We start from the raw sequence: 18,399 nt of genomic DNA, 5'->3' as shown, positions 1-18,399 counted from the left end.
CTTGGCATAGTTTAAATTTTCGCAGTAGGTGAAATAATTCTATGGACTAATTTGCAAGTTGTAGATTGATTTAACAACAAAACACTATTGCAAATTCGGGATAATATTAGGTTGCTATCGAAGGTGTAATTTGTATATCAACCACTAAAAGTGTCTATTTCTCATATGTTACGGAGAGTTTTTGACCTGCATTAACAAACAGAGCAAATTCGGTTTAATCTCTATTTCAGTTCCGCTATAACTGTGATTACACGAATTTTGCAATAATTAAGGATGCATCATGTTAGATAAAATTGTTTATTTTCTGCATGTTGTACGCACTGGATCATTTAGTCTCGCAGCAAAACAATACGGTATTTCCGCCTCTGCAGGCAGTCGCTGGATCATTGAACTTGAAGAAAGCATGGGCATCAGCCTGTTAAAACGTTCGACACGCAAAGTGGTACCAACCCAAGCCGGTTTACGACTATTTGAACGCTTCAATCAAGTAAACAGTGAAATTGATGACATTTTCACTGAAATACAAAACTTAGGAAATGATGACCGAGGTATTATTCGCATCGCCTCTACGCCTCTGTTTGCACGCGATTTCCTTGGACAAATTGTCGGAGAATATTTACAGCAATACCCTCATGTCACCTTCCGTATTCTCGAAACGGCTTTCGATATGGATCACCTTGATGAAATCGACTTTGCTATCCGCGCCAGTGCGGTTTATCAGGGCTTTCAAGAGAAAGACAGCTTATTAGTGAAACGTTCATTATTGAAATATCCTCTGATGGCATGTTGCTCCCCTGAATACATCAACAAATACGGCCAACCCGAATACCCCGAGGATCTGCGTCGTCACAACTGCTTATACGCCTCAACCTTGGTGGGTGGAAACAAATGGGTATTTGAACGTGATGGTGAAATGACAACGGTCAATATTTCTCAGACCGTTGAGGTAGAAGATAGCCAATTTATTAAAACCGTCGCATTAAATGGCGGTGGCATTAGCTACCTACCTGTGCGTCTAATCCAAGACGAGCTTGATGATGGGCAACTAGTACAAGTGCTACAGCAATACACCAACAGTGAATTTGAATTTAGCCTTTACTATCGCCCTCGCCGACAGATGCCCATGCGTTGCGTCAATTTTAAAGATTACCTTATTCGCCGTGTACGAGAGATCTCTGGCCAAGAATAGCCTCCACCTTTTCCCAGCCACATATAATTGAGAGCAGCCTGAAGCTGCTCTTTTTATTATCCCGAATTCGCAATTATCTTTCCTTTTATTGTCTATTTTTTCATTAATCAGAAATGAATACACTTTTTTCATTAGCTCTGGATAGCGATGCCCAGGCCACAATAAATTTCCAGAAGGAAAGCAGAATGAAAACAAAAGTGTTAACTGCCCTACAAGCAGCAGCTTTGATAGAAAATGGTGACAAGGTGATCTTAGGCGGTTTCATCGGCGCAGTCGTGCCAGAAGCCATTGAACGTGCCATTGGCGAACGCTTCCTTGCGACCGGTCAACCGAATGATCTCGAACTCTATTTTACCGCAGGCCAAGGTGATGGTGTTGATAAAGCGACAAACCACTTAGCGCACCCGGGCATGGTCAGCATGGCATGTGGCGGTCACTGGGGATTAATTCCTCGCCTACAAAAATTGGCCAACGACAACCAAATTCAAGGTTATAACTTCCCACAAGGTGTGATTGCTCAGCTACTTCGTGATTCAGCGGCTGGTAAACCTGGCACGCTATCTCACGTTGGTTTAGGCACTTTTGTGGATCCTCGTTTAGGTGGCGGAAAAATCAATACCTCTACATCTGAAGACCGTGTTTCAGTGATGGAAATTGAAGGCGAAGAGTTCTTATTTTACAAACGCCTTAACCCAACGGTTGCCCTTTTACGCGGCACCACTGCAGACGAAAACGGCAACGTCACCATGGAAGATGAATGTCTGTTTTTGGAAAACCTCGCGGCGGCACAATTGGTCACCAACATGGGTGGCAAGGTAATTGTGCAAGTAAAACGCGTGGTAAAAAACGGCGAGTTGGATCCTCAGCAAGTGCGCATCCCGGGCATTTTCGTCAACGCGATTGTGATTGCTGAAGAGTCATTGCACATGCAAACCTTCGCGGAACCAATGAACCCGGCCTACTGCGGTCGAGGAGACAAAGGATGCGAAGAGTCCGAACAAAAAACGGGTAAAGCGCGTCCACTCGATGCAAAAAAAATCATTGCTCGTCGCGCAGCGATGGAACTGCAACATGGCGCCATTCTTAATTATGGCATTGGCGTGCCGGAAGTGATCGCAGAGGTCACGGATGAAGAAGGCATTACCGATCAAATGATCGCAACGGTTGAGCCAGGCGCAATCGGCGGTACACCAGCAGGCGGTTTGAGCTTTGGCGCATCGGCTTTTCCTGAAGCGGTGATCACTCAAGACCAAATGTTCGATTTTTATGATGGCGGCGGTATTGACCAAGCCTTTCTTGGATTAGCGGAATGTGACCAACACGGCAACCTGAATGTATCTAAGTTTGGTAGCAAAATTGCTGGTTGTGGCGGTTTCATCAACATTACTCAAAATGCAAAGCAGGTGTTTTTCTGCGGCACATTTACCGCAGGTAAACTTGAAATCGAAACCGGTAACGGCGAGCTGACGATTATCAATGATGGCCACATCAACAAGCTAATCAAAGAAGTGCAGCAAATTACCTTCTCAGCAGACATTGCGAGACGTAACCACAAACCCGTGCTTTATATCACTGAGCGCGCGGTATTCCGTTTGGGTGCAACCACATTAGAGTTGATTGAAATCGCACCGGGCGTCGATTTAGACCGCGACATACTCGCGAGAATGGACTTTAACCCGATCATAAGCCGTGATTTGAAAACCATGGATACACGCATTTTCCATGATGAACCGATGGGGCTCACTCTGTCATCACCATCACAAATGCCGACTGAAGTGACAACAAAGCAAACCGTCGCAGCGTAATCCTATGCCCTCTCACGCCTCGCAAATGGTGTGAGAGGGAAATTGCTTTGCCATACAGCAGCACTCGTGTTTTCGACATTGGCTGTATCGCAAAGTTATTTTAGAGATAGAAACCATGAGTTACTCCATAGAACAGCTCGTTGTTGGTCAACGAGCGCATTTTGAAAAAACCATCAGTGAATCTGACATTCAGCTTTTTTGCGGCATTAGTGGCGACATCAATCCAGTGCATGTTAGCCAAATCGCTGGTCAAAATAGCATTTTTGGTAATCGCGTTGCCCACGGCATCATGGTGTCAGGCCTGACATCGGCAGTACTCGGCATGCAGCTACCGGGGCCGGGAACGATTTATCTTGGCCAAGAGCTCAAATTTACTGCTCCAGTTTTTATTGGCGATACCATCCGCGCAGAAGTGGAAGTGATCGAAATCAACGCAGAAAAAAACATCGCAAAGTTGGCGACCCGTAGCGTGAATCAACATGACAAAATCGTGATTCAAGGCGTCGCCACCGTTATGCCCCCAAAACACTAATTCTATATATAAGGTATTGTTATGATTATTGAACCTATTGTTCAAGGTGTGGTTGCGCGTTCAGCTCACCCTATCGGTTGCCGTCAAGCGGTATTAAACCAAATCGACTACGTAAAAAATGCTCCCGCTATCCAAGGTGGTCCAAAAAAAGTACTGATTCTTGGGGCATCTTCTGGTTTTGGTTTGGCTTCACGTATTAGCCTCGCTTTTGGCGGCTCAAATGCCGACACTATTGGGGTATCATTTGAACGTGGCCCAAGTGATAAAGGCGTGGGTACTGCGGGTTGGTATAACAACATTTACTTCCGCCAAGAAGCTGAAAAACAGGGCTTGATTGCTAAAAACTTTGTTGGTGACGCTTTCTCTGCACACACTCGCCAGGATGTTTTGGACTACATTCAAAATGAATTTGGTGGCTCAGTCGACTTGGTGGTTTATAGCCTAGCAACTGGTGTTCGTCCCAATCCAGAAACGGGCGAGTTATGGCGCTCATCCATCAAAACCGTCGGTGAGCCTGTTTCAGGGCCAACCATCAACATTGAGATGGATGCGCTTGAAACCATGCAAGTCGAGACTGCCTCAGAGGCAGAACTGGATGCGACCATCAAAGTGATGGGCGGTGAAGATTGGCAAAGTTGGATCAACATGCTTTCTGATGCGGGTGTATTAGCTCAAGGATGCAAAACCGTTGCTTACTCTTACGTTGGTCCAGAGGTCACCTACCCGATTTATCACCAAGGCACGCTTGGCCGCGCGAAAGCACACCTGCATAACACTGCAGACACACTCAATGAGCAACTCGGCGCCATTGGTGGCGAGGCTTATGTCTCTGTCTGTAAAGCGCTTGTCACCAAAGCCAGCGTCTTTATTCCTGCATTTTCACCTTACATTCTTTCACTGTTTAAAGTGATGAAAGAAAAAGGCACGCACGAGGGTTGTATTGAGCAAATGCAACGTTTATTCGCTCAACGTCTTTACAGTAATTTTACTGCCGTACCTGTTGATGACGCGCGTCTCATTCGTATCGATGACTGGGAATTAGAAGAGCAAACACAATCTGAAGTCAAAGCAATGATGGCGACAATGGATAATGATAACTTCCAACAAATTGGCGATTATCAAGGCTATAAGCTCGACTTTATGCAACTGAATGGGTTTGGCTTTTCTGAGGTGGATTATTCCACGCCAGTCAATATGCAAGAATTGGCATTATTAACACCATAAACACGTCATAGCCATTGATGGAAGCTCTACCTTTACGGCAGAGCTTCATTTGTATTCAATTGATTTATAAGAACTTAAAAAACATCATCCGACTGACTTCACACAATTCATTCTTGCAAAATCAGGATAATACCGCACTTTTAATGGGGTATTATAAGGATGAAAAATAATTCAAGTATCACCCTACAAGGTACATAATATGAACAAGAAACATCTTATTGAAATAACGATATTTCTCACCTACGCCCTCTTTGCTATGTCTTGGGTTGCTGGTTCAATGATGACGCCAAACATCATGGCCTTCTACAATATTGAAGGCATGGCCGCCGCTACATGGATGAACAATGCTATTACCATCGCCAAAATTATTGGTAACCTCGCAGCAGCTTGGCTACTGGTTAAAATGGGACCAAAGAAAGCCTTTGCGATTGCTTCACTATTAATCGCTGCCGGTGCTGCTGGCGTATTTGCCGGAAACTACTCTCTGTATGTGGTTTCTCGTTTGGTGATGGGTTTTGGTGGTGCATTTGCCATTGTTTACTTCAACCCAATCGTGATTAACTACTTTAATGCTGAAGAGCGCCCAATGATCAACGGTATCAACGCGGCGGCTTTCAATATGGGTAACCTGCTAGCCTTGTTATTCACCGGTTCACTACTTTCTACTTTGGGCAACTGGCAGAATGTTATCTTAGCTATCTCAGCGGTCAGCCTCGCAGTTCTTGTGGTGTGGTGGTTCATTAGTGACGACTTCTCTCTATCTACAAGCTCGACAGGTGACAAACCACAAGTGACTTACACGCTAAAAGATGGCGTAAAAGAGTCAGTAAACTGGTGGCTACCGATTGCTTATTCTGGTCTTCTATTCTGCTACATCTCTGTTTTTGCGCTTTTCCCATTAGTCCCAACATTTGCAGCCGAAGCTAAATACCTTTCTTCAATCATGATTGGCGCAGGTATGGTGGGCACGATTGCCGGCATCATGATTGTTAAACGCTACCCACTACGTGTACCTGTTATCCGTGGCTGTGGTTTGGCAATGACGCTGTTCGCTGCTGTGATGATCACCACCAGCAATGCCACTATCGCTTACGCAGCTGCGTTTATGGCTGGCTTCTTCATGTTCATGCCGATGACGGCACTGGTGACACTACCACAAGAGCTGCCAAATATGACACCTGCTCGTATCACGGTGATCTTCGGTATGTTCTGGTCAATCTCTTACATGATTGAAACCGTACTGATGTTCTTAGCAGGTGTACTTGCAGATATGACTGGCAACATTGCTTACGCTGCAACGTTCGCTGTTATCTGTTCTTCAACTTTCTTCCTTGCGAGCTTCTTCTTGCCTGAAACAGGTAAAAAGCCAGAGCTTGTTAATCACACTACCAAAACTGCTTAAGGAGGCGTTATGCGCCAAGTAAGTCCCAAATTACAAGCATGGTTAGAGAACTTTAACATTGCTGTGGGCCAATTAATTGAAAATGGATTTAAACCAACAGCGACCAATGCTCGTGAAGGTTTAGCGAATTTAACCAAAGGTTTAGTGACTGATATCCCTGCCGTCGCATGGGTACAAGATGACTTGGTCATCGGTGAAGCTTACAACGTTCCAGTGCGTATCTATCACCCAGAACCAGAAACTGCGCTACCAGTATTAGTCTATTACCATGGCGGCGGTCATATGGCGGGCAGCGTAACGGTTTACGACCCTATCTGTCGTAAGCTAGCGCTCGCAACCAAACACATTGTTGTTGCTGTAGATTACCGCCTTGCACCTGAGTGCCCTTACCCTGCCGGCGTCATTGACGCATACACAGTGGTTAGCAACCTATGGGCAACGCTAGATGGCCGTGAGTTGAACTACTTGCCAACGCTATCGATTGCTGGTGATTCAGGTGGTGGCGCTTTAGTGGCGACGGTGAGTGCTAAAGCACAATTCGATGACAAGGTGAACATTGCCAAGCAAGTCATGCTTTACCCTAGCCTCGATTACACGATGGACAGTGCGTCAATGGAAGAAAACGCGACGGGCTACCTACTGCAAAAAGGTAAGATAGCTTGGTACTTCGACAATTACTTCCATAACAACGAAGATCGCCGCGAAGCATCACCACTGTATCAACCAATGTCGGCACAATTACCAGCGACATTGATGATGACTGCAGAATTCTGCCCACTGCGTGACGAGGGCATTGCTTACGCAGAGATGGCACAAAGTGCAGGTGCACATGTTGAGCACTACCACTTCAATGACATGATCCATACCTTCCTAAATATGGAAGATCTGGTCAAAGAAGAGTGCGATACCGTTTACCAAAAAATCAGTGCATTCCTAAATTAAGCACACACCCAAATAAGTACCCTCTTATAACTTGGTGCTTACTTCTGCCCCTCTAGTGGGTAACTCCTTGAAGTAAGCACCCTATTTACACGGAAATGAATATGAAAGCGCAGACGTTATTTTTAACGGTGGCGGGGCTTTGTTCGTCTTTTGCTACCCACGCCGCTGTTGTTGAGCTCAATGATGACATCAAATTAGACTGGGGAATGGACGCCTATGTGCGTGGCCACGCTATCGATGCCTCAGGTGAGGAAAGCAGCAACGGTTATACCAGTCGATTTCGCGTAAAAACCAATCTTATTCTCTCTGACGGTTGGTCGATCAACACGCGCTGGCAAGGTTATTATGATTGGTCAGGTGACCGTCGACACAGCGGTGGCGCTGGCACTAACTATACCGATGGTAGCAACTCAGACGGCCTATCAATCGATCTCGGCTTTGTACAATATGCAGACCAAGGTTTAGTGGTTCGCGCGGGTCGCCAACGTGCCGATTGGGCCTACGGTTTTAATATTGAAAACGACCGCCGTGATCGTTTATTGGCGATGAAATCCTACCAATATGGCAACAATGATCAAATTAGTTTACTCGGCATCTATGATTTACGTTTTGCGGAAAGTGAATACGCAACGGACCTAGATGTTTATGATGATGTGCATATGTACGCACTAGCCGCTGTGGGTAGCCACGGCATCGTCGACTGGGGCATGCTTTGGGCCTACTTTGACGGTGGTGAAGGTAATATTGGTGATTCGTCCACCGGTATTCCGCAAGCAGGTTATGGTATCGATTACTTCCATAACATCTCGCCTTTCGTCAACGTAGTAATGAATGACTTTTCAGTCAAAGCCGCTGCAAACGTTATTTTATCAGACTCTACCGATAAAAATGGCTATCACACAACATGGGGGGCAGATGGCTTGGCTGGTTTTGTTGAAACAAGCTATCAGTTAACGCCTACCGTGAAGCTACAAGCACAAGCCATTGGTTTTGTAGATGGTGGTTTAGTCGGACGAGGTTTTGATACCTATTCAGGCCTGATTAACAACAATGACCGTAACGATCCTAATCCTATTTCACGTCAATTCTTTGGTGGTTTAGGTCATGAGAATAACGATGGTCAACTCTATGCGGCGCGCATCGATTGGCAAGCCTCTGAGCTGTGGAACATTAAATTTGCTGGCGGACAAATGAATATTGACCACAACCTCGGTAGTGATACCGATTTAGAAGCCACCTTCTTAGATCTCAGCACACAATATCAATGGAGCAAATTCACAGATTTTACTGTGCAGATGAGCTGGGCTGATAAAGATATTGATGATCTGGCGGTGATGGCAATGGTAAACATCAAATACAACTAAGCGTAATTAAATCTGCTTTATCTATAAACAGCAACGCCGCTAAGCGAGCCTCACAGCTCGCTTTTTCTATCTTCCATTATAATCCCCCCTGTTCACGTACTCCCCCACTCCTTAATCACTTAAAAATGGACACCGGAGTAACGCATAAGTCAATGTTGCAAATTAAGCATGCAGGAACACGCAGTTGCGAAGTTTGGTATATAGTTCTTTAAGAGATTCATTCTTTTAAAGAACTTGAAAGAAATGAAATGATGTTTAGGAACGGATGATTATAAAGGCTTCTTATATGACAAATAACATTGCAGAACGCGCACAAATGGGTGTGCTATCGGATCCTTCTACATTTGCTGAGTACCTTACTTTTGTCCTCAAAAGTACCGCTGACACCGAATCGGTTCAAGATGCCCTTTCGCAAATCTCTGGTATTGAAAAATCCATTGCTCAAAAAGATCCCAGTGCAAATTTGAGTATTACCGTCGGTATTGCTAAAAATGCATGGACTACTGCGCTGCCTGATGTTGTCATGCCTAAACACCTCACTACATTTACTGAAATGAAAGATGGCGAGCGCCATTTTCCTAGTACCGCTGGTGACATCTTCCTAATGATCAAATCAGAGCGTATTGATTTGAACTACCAAGCCGCTAAATATCTTTTAGCGGCCTTTAAAGATTCCGCAGAGCTGGTTGAAGATATCCAAGGCTTCAAATATTTAGACAACCGTGACTTGATTGATTTTGTTGATGGAACAGAGAATCCAAAACACCAAGCGCGTGTGAATGCTGTTTTAGTGCAAGATGAAGCTGAAATCCATCTTGGCGGTAGCTACCTCACCGTACAACGCTACGTAGACAGAGAAATGTCTTGGCATGAGCAGCCGCAACACTACCAAGAGCAAGTCATTGGTCGTACCAAGTTCGATAATATTGAGCTCGATGACGATGAGAAACCTGCATGGGCTCACAACAACAAAAGCAAAGTGGTGATTGATGATCAAGAGATCAAAATGCTGCGTCAGAATCGACCTTTTGGTAATGCCCTCGAACATGGCACCATGTTTATCGGTTTTGCTGCTGACTCCAATGTAATTGAAACCTCTCTGCGTCAAATGATGTACGCCGATGAGAACGGTGACTACGACCGCTTATTGGATTTTGTAGATGCGAAATCAGGCGCTAACTATTTTGTGCTATCGCAAACCGCAATGGCGCTATTTGACGACGAATAGCGCTGCCAGTTAGCTTTTGTGAGCCTCTATTGATTCGCTTAGAGGCTCAATTATGTTTGAGTTTTCTCATACTGAACCTCTGCGTATTGACCCACTTCACTCTCTTCTACCTACTCTCTCTTTTATTCTCATTCAAGGTAAATCCCATAATTTCCCAAACGAAGATAAAGCCTGTGACACACGTGTAGTGCTGTGATTATCGTTTGTGATAAAGTGCGGCTAACTGGATTAGAACAACTATGATATAGGTTAATAAATGTCGTCTGATTACAATGGTTCGAGCGCTGCGTATGCTCGCCAAGAACAAGGTTACCGTGAAAAAGCGTTAAAACTTTACCCTTGGGTTTGTGGTAAATGTGCTCGTGAATTTGTCTACTCAAACTTACGTGAACTAACCGTTCACCATGTTGATCATGACCATACCAATAACCCTGAAGATGGCAGTAACTGGGAACTCTTGTGCCTATATTGCCATGACCATGAGCATTCGAAATACCTTGATCATGACCGTTACGGCGTCGAAGCAACTGCACGTCTTGATGACCATGTTGGCGCAACGCATAACCCATTTGCTGATCTCGCCAAGATGATGAAGAAATAACGCTATAACGAACGCGTCTTCAACAAAGTCTTTAAAAGAAAAGCCTCTAAAAGAAAAGTCCGCCTATCAAAGAGCGGACTTTTTTATTTGAGCGCTATTCCATTTAAGCGCGATAAGACAACACTCAAAGATGGCTGGATAGCCCTAAATCGTTAGTTCTCATTTAAAGTAAAACGAGAGCTCTTGGCAATGCCAAGATTCAGAGCGGTTTTCATATCGAGTTGATCACTCACTAACGCGAATAAAGCCGCTTCACTTAATAGCAATACGGATTCTGCGTCATCTGCAGGAGAAGTGTGAACTTCAATCTTTTCTCCTTGCTCAATCCGAGACCAAAGATGGCTATCGGTTAAGTATATATATTGAACCGCCTCAAGTGAGTCACTATGCTGCTTAACCATCAGCTGTAGCCACCAACTCGCTCGCCTTAAGCCTTGCTGACCATTTAATGTTTCCACTCGTTTTAACTGTTGGCTATTTAACGCCGAAGACGTCGCAAACGCGACGTCCAACGAGCCCGGAACACTTTCACTAAAAGGATTGATAAATTGACCATCATAGGAGCAAGCAGACAGAGGAAAACTTGCGCCTAAGCTTACTCCCAAGATTATCAGACTTAACATCCTTGCAGTCAGTTTCGATTTCATCATGGCTTCATCTCAAATCATATTGAATACAACCGTAATTAGTCATCCGCTATGGCGTCACAATATTGAACCAGAAGTTAAACGTATCCAGCATACCAACAAAATTCTGGAACACTTCTTTGTCTCCTTTTATCTGGATCTGACCATCCGCTATCGCTTTTTCAAGGGTAATAACACCCAATTGAACATTATCAAGCGCTTGCTTGGTTAGAGTGATTGTGACATCCGGATCGTCGCTCAATTTGGTGGTGTGATTAAGTACTGAGTTTTCAATATAGAGCGTGTATTGCTCATCAAGGTCACTAAAATCGATGTTGATGGTGTAATCTTTACCCGCCGCTTTTTCAGGTAATAGTCGTACAGCCAAGTAATCAAACAACATTTCTGGAGGCATATTTTTGATGATATCTGGAGAGGCCGTATTGGTTCCCCCTGCTGACGGCGTACCATTTCTTAACTCATAGGCACCTTGTAAATAGACCGAACGCCAAGGGCCTGACTCGGCTTGATAACCTAACTGCTCATAGCTATCGGCAAGTAGTGCTTTGGCTTTTTCATTGTTTGGATTGGCAAACACGGCATGCTTCATCACTTCCGCAACCCAACGATACTCCCCTTTAGCAAAATCTTGCTTAGCCTTTTCTAAAACGGCCTCTTCGCCACCCATATATTGCACATATTTAATTGCGGCTTCCGTTGGTGGTAAATTATTAAGGTCTGAAGGGTTGCCGCTATACCACCCCATGTAACGCTGATAAACAGCACGGCTATTATGGCGAAGCGTGCCGTAGTATCCACGAGTACTCCAATTTTGTTCGATCTCCGCTGGGAATTGGATCATCTCTGAAATTTCAGACCCGATATAACCTTGGTTCATTAAGCGCACCGTTTGATCATGGGTATATTTGTACATATCTCGCTGACGTTTAAAGTATTCAACGATCTCTTCTTGCCCCCACATTGGCCAATGGTGGCTTTGGAATTTCACTTCAACGTCATTGCCCCACATTTCGATGGTCTCATTCAAATAAGATGACCACTTCAATGCATCACGAACCTGAGCGCCTCGTAGCGTCAAAATGTTGTGCATGGTATTGGTGCTGTTCTCTGCCATCCACAGTGCTTTTTTCTCTGGTATCCAAGTATTGATTTCCGTGGGAGCTTCCGTACCTGGCGTGTATTGAAACACCATTTTCACGCCATCGATAATATGCTCTTCACCGGTTTTTTCGATGATCAGTGTTGGTCGAATTAAAGTAGGCAGACCTGTTGAAGTGGTTTGCCCTAACCCGCCATTCACACCACCTTGTTCATTTCTGGGCAGTAACGCGCCATACATATAAATGGCTCTTCGCCCCATCGCGTTACCAGCAATCACATTTTCAGATACGGCATGCTCGGTAAAACCATGCGAAGCGACAATTTCCACCTTGCCCGCTTCAACATCCGCCTCATCGACAATCCCCCTTACACCACCAAAATGGTCAATATGACTGTGGCTATAAATCACGGCAGTGACAGGGCGCTCACCCAATTGCTCATTGATAAATGCTAATGCTGCTTTCGCGGTTTCTTGAGAGATCAACGGATCAAAAACAATCCAGCCTGTCTTACCTTCAACAAAAGTAATATTCGATAAGTCATAACCTCTAACTTGATAGATACCATCGGTGACCTTAAACAAACCATTGATGACGTTAAGTTGAGCATTACGCCACAAACTAGGGTTAACACTGTCCGGCGCTTTGGCATCTAAGGTAATAAATTTTTTGTATTCTTCTAGATCCCAAACAACGTCGCCCTGTTCATTCTTTATCGTCACCACATCTCGCGTGGCAATCAGCCCTTTCTGGGCGCGTTCAAAGTCTTTGGTATCATCGAATGGCAAGCTTTTATACAACGCTTGATTGGTTTCAATGGTCGCTTGAGTTGCAGGCTTAGACTCGGTAGAAAAAGCCCCTGTCGATATAACCATCGCCACGAGCGAAATGGTGAAACGCAGCATAATTCATCCTTATATTATGGAGGTAACTCATATCAAACCTAGTTAAGGCAATAGCGATTTTCAATAATTCAAATTAATAACGTTGCATAAGCGACAACCATTATTTAACGAAGCGGTTGTTTTTATCAGCAGAGAAGCTCAGTAGAAGAACAACCATTGGATCAAGTTAACATCATCGATATTTGAAATATAAACAATCACTTAAATAATCATAAAATCCCAACTAACTACCTTTTTTGTGGCATGATTACCACCATTGCATATGAGTGTGTAATAGACGCCTAAATAAACTGAACTCTCCTACTAAAAGCTAGATAACGACTATGACGGAAATGACGGAACAACCGCAAAACATCGATGATCTTAATATCAGCGACAAATGGAAACGCCGCTTTAAGCTGTATGAAAAGCTCAATGCTGATAGCCAAGGCCGCGACACCTTTGTTAAAACCGACACCTTTAAACAATTTACGTGGCGCGAGAAATACAGCATAACCAGCAACCTTTGGGCATTCTTTGGCGGATTTATCTATTACTTCATCAAGGGCATGCATTACAAAGGCGCGATGATCCTGACCTTCACAATGTTGTGGGCGATGGCTTTAGGCTTGATTGATTTCTTTGTCGGAATTCAAATTCCCGATTCGACTTACTGGATTGGACCAGGGGCACTTTGCTCGATGCTAGCGAGTTTAGATTATTATCGTAAAGTGCGGTGTAGTGAAATAATGTGGCGCTCTTGGCCAAGTTATTTCCACAAAAAGAGCAGCGTGATTACCTGCGCAATTGCATCGGTTGCCCTTAATTTTGGCTCAGTGGCTTTTATCTTAGATCACGAGTACTACACCGATGCAGTGGTTGATGCCAAAGAAGCGGTACAAGTAAAATGCGGGCTAAACCGCATCTACGCGCTGCCCTCAGAGGTAGAGATCCTTGGTGAGCAAGGTCTGTGTAGTTTGCTTGACTAGCTGGCTTGATGAACATCAGCTTGCTCAACTAAATAGAGTGACAACCTTTCATCACTGGTTTTTGCGACATTTACGGCAAGCTAAGGTTTTCACCAAATTAAGGTTTTCGCCAAGCTAAGATAGGTACGGCAAGTTCCTATCTTAGTTTGTTTTTCTACAGCCCTTTTTTTCGAGTAAAGTACCTTGATCAAAAGCCAGCGGTTCTAAGCCATCAAATGCATGCGGCAATGCAACTTTAGTCAGTTGATTACATGAAAATGCACCGCGTTCGATACGAGCCACTGAAGTCGGAATATCAACATGAGTCAGTCGGTTATTCGAAAACGCCGATCTTGCAATGACTTTCACTTCATCTGGTAGCGTTACATTCTCAAGCTTATTATTAGCAAAAGCCCTTTTACCAATGCGATCAACACCATCAGGAATCACGATCGTTTTCAGCTGATTATCATGAAACGCTTCCTCGCGAATACTGGTCACTGAATTGGGAATCGCCACATAGGTGAGCTTATTCTCCGCAAAAGCACGGGTAGGTAGCGTTAAGAGAGAGCGAGAAAGAGTCAAGCTGGTGAGTTTATTATCCAAAAAAGCACCCAACTTAATGACTTGTACCGTATCAGGGATCACCAAGCTAGTTAGTCGATTATAAGCAAACGCTTTTTGTTCAATGTTTTTAACGGATGACGGGATAACCACGTGAGTGAGTTTATTTTCCACAAACGCGAGTGGACCAATCACGCTCACCGAATCTGGAATCATCACACTGGTTAACTGATTATAAGCAAAGGTTTTTGTTTCAATTGTCGTGAGGGATGACGGAATGGTGACATGCGTGAGTAAATTTTTCGAAAATGCACTCTCTTCTATTCGAGTTACTGACTGAGGGATTGTGATTTTCGTTAGTCGGTTGCGACGAAACGCTTGCTCGCCAATGTGCACAACCGTGTTAGGAAGATTCACATCCGTTAATTCACGGTTGTAAAAGGCTTCCGCGCCAATACGTTTAACGGCAACGCCCATCAACTCATCCGGGATGGTGATATTTTTAAATTCAGCATGATAGTGCGTTATCGTGCCAGTATGTCGATCGAAGGTGACGTCATCTTCCGTGATTTTATATGAGCTATTACAGCCAAATAAAGTGAGCGATACAACCAAGATGGCTATCCGTGCTCCAATACTATTTTTCAACTTCATCTTTAGTAATCGCGCTGTTCGAAACACAATCAATGTTAATCGATACATTACGCGGCATAATCCAACCGTTCAAGACACTAGAATGTACCTGAAAACCACCGTTATCGCACACCAAATTAACATTCACGACATCAATTATTGACCTGCATCATCATATGCAAGATGGCTGGTACATATCTTAACCAAAACGCCTTCTACCAAACAGAGAGTTATGCTGTTCGGCATTTCCTCCCCGATTCCCGTCACCACTAACATTCCTTTTTAAGGCAAAAAACTCAAGGCATACGATAGCATAGCCGCTCTGGGCGACTCTTATGCTAAAATAGCCCCATCAGCTATATAAATGACATCTCATTTGTTTACCTGACGGCAGTGAATTTGTCCTGTCTTGATTATCTAATGAGGTTATAAAAACATGAGCAAATTAAGTTCAGCTGAACGCAAAGCGCGTGATAACGAACGTTTTTCACAACGAGTGAGTGAACGTCGCGAAAAAGGTGAAGATATCGTTGCGTATGCGCTTACGAATAAAAAAGCGGTGAAATTTTTGACTAAGTCAGAAAAGAAAGCACTGAATGAACGTAAAGCGGCTCTACAAGAAGAACTCAAACTCAAAGAGCAAGAAGAGCTAAAAAGAATTGAAGAATCGTTTATGGTAGATCCAAACGAAGACTAAATTTTTACCCTGCTCAACCCACAATGGTTTGGGCAGGGGTTAACATTACACGTTAAAAAGCCCTTTATTTATCACCGAACGACGTGACTTCATCGTCGGTTAGATAACGCCATTTCCCTTCGGCAACATCCAACTGAATCTTACCTATTTTCTCCCGATGCAAAGAGACGACGCGATTGCCCACCGCTGAAAACATCCGTTTCACTTGATGGAACTTACCTTCGGTAATGGTTAGTAACACCTCTTTTGGCTCAACAACTTCTAATTTGGCAGGTCGCGTCAGTTCCGTTTCACCTTGCAGGTGTATTCCTTGTTTAAAGCGGTCTTCAACATCTTCCGCTATTGGGCGGGATAAACCCACACGATAAACTTTTTCGCACTCTTTGGTTGGAACCGTAATATTGTACGACCAACGACCATCATCAGTGATCAGTACCAAGCCGGTTGTATCGGCATCTAAACGCCCGACAATATGCAGTTCAGAAACATTCTCTACCTCAACATAATTAAATAACGACGGGTAAAGCTCATCAATATTTGAGCAAATAGTGCCGGCCGGTTTATGCATCAAAATGTAGCGAAAAGGACGAGGGAGCAAACGCAGACCATTAAGCGTAACGATATTATTCTCATGTACCTGCATCGCTTCATTAAATGGGGTTTCACCGTTAACGCATACTTCCCCTTGGTGAATAGCTTGATGGGCTTGAGGCTTGGTCAGTTGAGTGCTTTTACAAATGAATTTATCAAGGCGCATGAGAAGTTTAATTGGTTAACAGGAATTGGTTAGCATTATCCCCACTCTCTATCAATTAGCAATAAAGCACTGCCCAGTTTCGTCTCGGCAGTGCTGCAATGTAAACGACTTACACCCAATTAATTTGATAGGTTGAGTAATAAGTAATGTGTTGATACTTCGTTATTCAAGTCTTCGCTCATGCTCTTACCCTAGAGGTAGAGTTATTAGCGCAATCTAAAATTGTGATTGCGCATGTTGATGCTCAAATATCACTATATCATTGATAAATTTACTTATTCATATACTCTCGAACTTGGTTTACATCATCAAACACACGATTTAACTCGTAGAATCTTCTGCACCTGTCAAATTTATCATCGCTACGTGTACAGCTTATGCGCAGCTTCTCTTTCACTCTCGGAACCGACTGTTCATATTCTTGACGAGTGATCATATCTGGCATAAATGGACGCAAATCAACGCTGTCAAATCCTTCTCGCAAAGCTGGCGCAATGTAGTAATTCACTGCGACGTCTTCGTAAGCCAATGTATTGCGTTTTTGGCCCTCAGTAATCACATAATATCGATATTCCATCCGATCAAATTGGCTATGTTCATAAGGCTGACGCAAACGAGTGACACCGTCACGCTCACTGAAATACCACTTGCCAAACTGTAACGCTTTTATGTGGTCCTGCGGAAAGACATCAAGTGACTTTTCAGGGTCTAGCCAAGAATAAGCCGTATCATTCTTTTCGTGCCCATTGTTTTGAGAACGACCCTCGCAAACAAGATAATCTTCATCTTGCGCTCGTTCAAAACAGTTGATAGGCAATCGTGTATTTCGTCCAATATACGTCATATCGGATAATTGGAATTCCAGCGTTACTTTTTCTTCATCGCCCCATAGCGGCGCATCTCTCTCATCATTGTTTAATATATAGACTCGCCAAAAAAGTCGATCATTGTTTACATCAACTAACATGCTGCCCGTTGAGCGAAAAAATTTACCTTTCGCAACGGGAACGCCTTCTAGAGTGGATGTATTTGCCAATTCAATTTTTTCGCCCGTCGCAAGGTCATATTTAGCGATCATTCTATGAGGGTCTGATAGCTCCATATAGGTTTCATTGCGACTTGGCATAAAGTGACCACAGTATTTCGTCTTTATTTTCTCACGCGTTTTTAGGTCAAAAATAAAACAGTCACTATTATTACGTCTTAATTTTACATAACGACCATCATAGGAACGAACGATACTCGCATCTTCTAAACGGTAGGTATTCTTGGGAATTTCCAAGCCATAGACTAAAATACGAACGTCACTGCCATCCATATTTGCAATGTAATAATTTTTATTAAAACCAAACATTTGTTGTGGCTCTGTATGGTTCGCATTCCAAGCCTCTAAGCTAGGGTTTTCTGGAATTGTCATATTAATATCCCAAATAACCTGGCCAGCACGATCGGTAAACTCCTGATATTTCACAATATCGTCAACTTGCTGCTCTCGCGTCGTAGGCGTTTCCTTACCATAGTTTGCTAGCAAATACGCCAAGCCCCCCACTGATATAAGCGCGACCAACATAACCACTATAATTTTTTTCATTTTTATTTTCTCAATATCAACGACTGTGCTCGACAATGTTTATTCTTCAGCAAGAGACAGACCTGCCTGCTTCAACGACGCAAGATAATCCTTAAATTGACGCTGATAAGATTCTTCATAATCCTCCCGAGTTGGAATTGCTGGGAAGAATGACGCTAAATTCGTACTGTTTATTTTTTCTAATGACGATTGAGAAATAAATATTGAAGCAGAGAGGTCATTTGACACAATCACGCGCTCCCTCTCTGTGTTGTAAAAACTGTAATTGTGT

17 protein-coding genes are annotated in these 18,399 nt (G+C 43.7%); 11 read left to right on the top strand and 6 right to left on the bottom strand.

All coding sequences use genetic code 11. The features are described 5' to 3' along the window. Positions 1–280: 280 nt before the first annotated feature. The 9 genes from RH88_RS08200 (at position 281) to RH88_RS08160 (ending at position 10,287) form a co-directional block, all read left to right on the top strand. On the top strand, positions 281–1,189 hold the full coding sequence (locus RH88_RS08200; protein ID WP_005594907.1) for a LysR family transcriptional regulator: 909 nt from the start codon (positions 281–283) through the stop codon (positions 1,187–1,189). 185 nt (positions 1,190–1,374) lie between these two features. Continuing rightward, positions 1,375–2,994 (top strand): acyl CoA:acetate/3-ketoacid CoA transferase, encoded by a 1,620-nt coding sequence (locus tag RH88_RS08195; protein ID WP_005594906.1) that lies wholly within the window; start codon positions 1,375–1,377, stop codon positions 2,992–2,994. A gap of 115 nt (positions 2,995–3,109) precedes the next feature. Beyond that, positions 3,110–3,526, top strand: coding sequence for a MaoC family dehydratase (locus tag RH88_RS08190; RefSeq protein ID WP_005594905.1), 417 nt, complete (start codon positions 3,110–3,112; stop codon positions 3,524–3,526). Between the two features lie 21 nt (positions 3,527–3,547). Beyond that, positions 3,548–4,750, top strand: a complete 1,203-nt coding sequence (gene fabV, locus RH88_RS08185; protein ID WP_005594904.1) for an enoyl-ACP reductase FabV — start codon at positions 3,548–3,550, stop codon at positions 4,748–4,750. A gap of 199 nt (positions 4,751–4,949) precedes the next feature. Further along, on the top strand, positions 4,950–6,152 hold the full coding sequence (locus tag RH88_RS08180; protein WP_005594903.1) for an MFS transporter: 1,203 nt from the start codon (positions 4,950–4,952) through the stop codon (positions 6,150–6,152). 9 nt (positions 6,153–6,161) lie between these two features. Beyond that, entirely contained in the window at positions 6,162–7,094 is a 933-nt protein-coding gene (locus RH88_RS08175; RefSeq protein WP_005594902.1) for an alpha/beta hydrolase, read from the top strand. A gap of 101 nt (positions 7,095–7,195) precedes the next feature. Next, the gene (locus tag RH88_RS08170) at positions 7,196–8,458 is read left to right on the top strand and encodes a hypothetical protein (RefSeq protein WP_005594900.1); all 1,263 of its coding nucleotides are present in this window, start codon (positions 7,196–7,198) and stop codon (positions 8,456–8,458) included. 286 nt (positions 8,459–8,744) lie between these two features. After that, entirely contained in the window at positions 8,745–9,686 is a 942-nt protein-coding gene (locus RH88_RS08165) for a Dyp-type peroxidase (protein WP_005594898.1), read from the top strand. A gap of 256 nt (positions 9,687–9,942) precedes the next feature. Then, complete coding sequence (locus RH88_RS08160; protein WP_005594896.1) at positions 9,943–10,287, top strand: YajD family HNH nuclease; 345 nt, start codon at positions 9,943–9,945, stop codon at positions 10,285–10,287. Positions 10,288–10,439: 152 nt separating this feature from the next. Here the strand turns inward: RH88_RS08160 and RH88_RS08155 are convergent, their stop codons facing one another. After that, the gene (locus tag RH88_RS08155) at positions 10,440–10,934 is read right to left on the bottom strand and encodes a hypothetical protein (protein WP_005594894.1); all 495 of its coding nucleotides are present in this window, start codon (positions 10,932–10,934) and stop codon (positions 10,440–10,442) included. A 49-nt stretch (positions 10,935–10,983) separates the two neighbouring features. Next, positions 10,984–12,939 (bottom strand): alkyl/aryl-sulfatase, encoded by a 1,956-nt coding sequence (locus RH88_RS08150; RefSeq protein ID WP_005594892.1) that lies wholly within the window; start codon positions 12,937–12,939, stop codon positions 10,984–10,986. 323 nt (positions 12,940–13,262) lie between these two features. Here RH88_RS08150 and RH88_RS08145 point away from each other — a divergent pair, with 323 nt between their 5' ends. Further along, positions 13,263–13,907, top strand: coding sequence for a DUF2628 domain-containing protein (locus tag RH88_RS08145; protein WP_005594890.1), 645 nt, complete (start codon positions 13,263–13,265; stop codon positions 13,905–13,907). A gap of 141 nt (positions 13,908–14,048) precedes the next feature. Here RH88_RS08145 and RH88_RS08140 read toward each other — a convergent pair whose 3' ends face one another. Beyond that, on the bottom strand, positions 14,049–15,104 hold the full coding sequence (locus RH88_RS08140; RefSeq protein ID WP_040757893.1) for a leucine-rich repeat domain-containing protein: 1,056 nt from the start codon (positions 15,102–15,104) through the stop codon (positions 14,049–14,051). 415 nt (positions 15,105–15,519) lie between these two features. On the opposite strand from RH88_RS08140, the gene RH88_RS08135 reads away from it, so the two are divergent. After that, positions 15,520–15,780: a hypothetical protein gene (locus RH88_RS08135; RefSeq protein ID WP_005594887.1), complete on the top strand. Its 261-nt coding sequence runs from the start codon at positions 15,520–15,522 to the stop codon at positions 15,778–15,780. 64 nt (positions 15,781–15,844) lie between these two features. On the opposite strand, the gene RH88_RS08130 is transcribed toward RH88_RS08135, so the two are convergent. The 3 genes from RH88_RS08130 to RH88_RS08120 form a co-directional block, all read right to left on the bottom strand. Continuing rightward, entirely contained in the window at positions 15,845–16,537 is a 693-nt protein-coding gene (locus RH88_RS08130; protein ID WP_005594886.1) for a pseudouridine synthase, read from the bottom strand. Between the two features lie 271 nt (positions 16,538–16,808). After that, positions 16,809–18,128, bottom strand: coding sequence for a hypothetical protein (locus tag RH88_RS08125; protein ID WP_005594885.1), 1,320 nt, complete (start codon positions 18,126–18,128; stop codon positions 16,809–16,811). A 39-nt stretch (positions 18,129–18,167) separates the two neighbouring features. After that, on the bottom strand, positions 18,168–18,399 hold a 232-nt coding region (locus tag RH88_RS08120), incomplete at its 5' end, for a hypothetical protein (RefSeq protein WP_005594884.1).

The organism is Vibrio scophthalmi LMG 19158, assembly GCF_000222585.1.
GTDB classification, from domain to species: domain Bacteria; phylum Pseudomonadota; class Gammaproteobacteria; order Enterobacterales; family Vibrionaceae; genus Vibrio; species Vibrio scophthalmi.
This window is presented reverse-complemented; position numbering and strand designations above follow the sequence as displayed.